Source organism: Mesorhizobium sp. M0208 (genome assembly GCF_040322015.1).
Classification (GTDB): Bacteria; Pseudomonadota; Alphaproteobacteria; order Rhizobiales; family Rhizobiaceae; genus Mesorhizobium.
In genome coordinates, this window is sequence record NZ_JAMYSP010000099.1 from 1 (window position 1) to 2,625 (window position 2,625).

The window sequence follows — 2,625 nt, forward strand, 5'->3', positions numbered from 1 at the left end:
TGCGTATTCCACTGAAGCCGGCCACTGATTCCAATTTGAAGCCGGCCAGTCATTCCGATTTCATTCCGGCCGGCATTCCGATTTGAAGGCGGCCATTTTTCGGACTGATCCTGGGTCTGGTTGATGTTTGGATCGAGTTTTGTTTGAGGTCAAGCTTCGGTGTTTTCGGGTGCGATTGGCGGGCGCTCTTTTCGCATGCTTTCACCGGTCAGATCGATGCGATAGGCGTTGTGAACGAGGCGATCCAGGATGGCATCGGCGAGTGTTGGGTTTGCAATAATCTCCCACCAGCGATCCACGGGGACCTGACTTGTGACGATGGTTGAGCGTCGTTCGTAGCGGTCCTCAATGATCTCCAGGAGATCGCGGCGTTGGTCGTCATTGAGTTTTTCCGGTCCCCAATCATCAAGAATAAGCAGATCGGTCTTGGCGAGGGATTTGAGGATCCTGCCGTATCGCCCGTCACCTCTTGCAAGTGCGAGCGTGGCGAACAGCCGGGGAACGCGGTGGTATGTGACGGAGAAATCCTCGCGGCAGGCCTTGTGGCCGAGCGCGCAGGCAAGCCAGCTTTTGCCGACGCCGGCTGGCCCGGTGACAAGAAGACCGTGATGCTTTCTGATCCAGTCGCAGCTGGCAAGCGCCATGAACAGTTTGCGGTCGAGACCGCGTGCAGCACGAAAGTCGGCATTCTCGATCTGTGCGTCATGACGAAGTTTGGCAGCTCTGGCGCGGGCCTCGAAACGCTTCTGGCGGCGCATGGTCGCCTCGCGTTCGAGCAGCATGGCAAGCCATTCGCCGTGCTCGAGGCCGCGCGCTTCGGACTGTGCGTCGAGTTCCTGGAAAGCGGTTGCCATGCCGTAAAGGCCGAGCTCTCGCAGCATGTCGATGGTGGGATTGATCAGCATGGGTGTGTCTCCTCAATGAAAGTAATCAGGGCCACGCAGATTGGCGTGATCGACGATGGCGGTTGGTTCGGTGGAATGGCGCGCGGCCTTGTGGTTGGCGATGAGCGAAGCAATGCTCTTGCAGTTCAGGCCACCGATCTCGACGGCGCGGGCTGATACGGCTTCAGCCCGATTGCGCTCGATGTCGCGAAACAGGCGCAGGATGCCCAGGCATGTTCGGAAGCCCTGTTCGGGGTGCGGACGGCTGGCGAGAATTGCGATGACCAGACCTTCGGTCTGCGGCCCGATCGACGTGGCCCAACGCCGAAAGCGCTCCGGTGTCCATTCGGCATAGCGCCGGTGGGAACTGGGCATGTGATCCGGATCGGTTCCATGGCGAGCACCTCCATAGCGGCGCTGGTGGACGGCAATGCGCTTGCCGCGGTGAAAGATCTCGATGGTCCGTGCTGTCGCCCTCAGATCGACCTGCTGGCGAATGAGGCTGTGCGGCACGGAATAAAAGAAGGTTTTGAACTCGACGTGGTAATCCGTCGAGACGCGAGCCAAACGCCATTCGGCAAACTCGTAGTCTTCGCTCGGAAGGCTGGCGAGTACGGCACGCTCGACACTCTCAAACAGTTGCCGGCGACTGACACCCAGCCGGCGCATGACGTGGTCGTTGATGCGATCGAGTGCCTGGCCAATGGCGGCATTGGCTTCAGCAAGCGAGAAGAAGGTCTGATTGCGCAGACGCCCCAAAATGCAGGACTGGGCGAAACGGACGCCATTCTCCACTTTCGATTTGTCCCGAGGCTTTCTTGGCCGTGCCGGAAGAACGCCGACGCCATAGTGGGATGCCATCATGCCGTAGCTGCGGTTGATCTCGGGATCGTAGAAGCTGGCGCGACTGACGCCCGACTTCAGATTGTCGGGAACGATCAGCCGGGGAACGCCTCCGAAGAAACGAAACATCCGGACATGCGAGCCGATCCAGTCCGGGAGCGTTTGCGTCCAAGTCGCCTCCGCATAGGTGAAGCTGGATGCGCCGAGCACCGCCACGAAGATCTCCGCCTCGCGGATCTCACCGGTCTTGCGATCGACAATCGGGATCTTCTTGCCGGAATAGTCGACGAAGACCTTGTCGCCGGCCGCATGCTCCTGACGCATCGTCGGCGACAGCCGCTGCTCGAAACCGCGAAAGAGTTCGCAGAAGCGACTGTAGCCATATCCTTCGGGATGCGACCCACGATACTCCTCCCACAGGATAAGCAGGGTGACGCCGGGCTTCTTGAGCTCGACGGCAAGATCGGCCCAGTTCGGTTCTGTGCGTCTTCTCGTGCCCTGTTTGACGCCGTTGCGAGTGAAGAGTTTGTTCTCGAGCGCATCGTCGGTCAGTTCGCCCGGCAAGGGCCAGCTCAATCCAACCGCGGCTGCGCGCTGCAGATTATCCTGCACCGTACTGCGCGCTATTCCCAACACGACGGCAATCTCGCGGGAGCTCGTCCCGCTTCCGGCAAGCCGTAGCATTTGTCGTAACTGTCTCATGGTCAGCCTTCTCTTTGCCGGCATCAAAATCTCCCCGTTCATCGCGGGGCATTTGATGCCAAAGTTGCTGACCCAGGAGGTAATGTTCAGTGCCGAAAACTGGCCGGCTTTTGATTGGAACGCTGGCCGGCTTCATATCGGAATGCTGGCCGGTCTTTGATCGGAATGGCGGCCGGCTTCACGTCGGAATCCGCAC

The 2,625-nt window shown here is 59.6% G+C and carries 3 protein-coding genes; 1 reads left to right on the top strand and 2 read right to left on the bottom strand.

The window, feature by feature from the left end; genetic code table 11:
• Positions 1-149: 149 nt before the first annotated feature.
• The gene (gene istB, locus NKJ17_RS33700; RefSeq protein ID WP_352692011.1) at positions 150-905 is read right to left on the bottom strand and encodes an IS21-like element helper ATPase IstB; all 756 of its coding nucleotides are present in this window, start codon (positions 903-905) and stop codon (positions 150-152) included.
• Positions 906-917: 12 nt separating this feature from the next.
• Positions 918-2,429 (bottom strand): IS21 family transposase, encoded by a 1,512-nt coding sequence (gene istA / locus NKJ17_RS33705; RefSeq protein ID WP_352692013.1) that lies wholly within the window; start codon positions 2,427-2,429, stop codon positions 918-920.
• Here istA and NKJ17_RS33710 point away from each other — a divergent pair.
• Complete coding sequence (locus tag NKJ17_RS33710) at positions 2,428-2,589, top strand: hypothetical protein (RefSeq protein ID WP_352692015.1); 162 nt, start codon at positions 2,428-2,430, stop codon at positions 2,587-2,589. The genes istA and NKJ17_RS33710 overlap by 2 nt on opposite strands.
• Positions 2,590-2,625: the final 36 nt, after the last annotated feature.

Coding starts and splice junctions, on each gene's coding strand:
- NKJ17_RS33710 (WP_352692015.1), top strand. CDS start 2,428: ATGGTCAGCCTTCTCTTTGCCGGCATCAAAATCTCCCCGTTCATCGCG.
- istB (WP_352692011.1), bottom strand. CDS start 905: ATGCTGATCAATCCCACCATCGACATGCTGCGAGAGCTCGGCCTTTAC.
- istA (WP_352692013.1), bottom strand. CDS start 2,429: ATGAGACAGTTACGACAAATGCTACGGCTTGCCGGAAGCGGGACGAGC.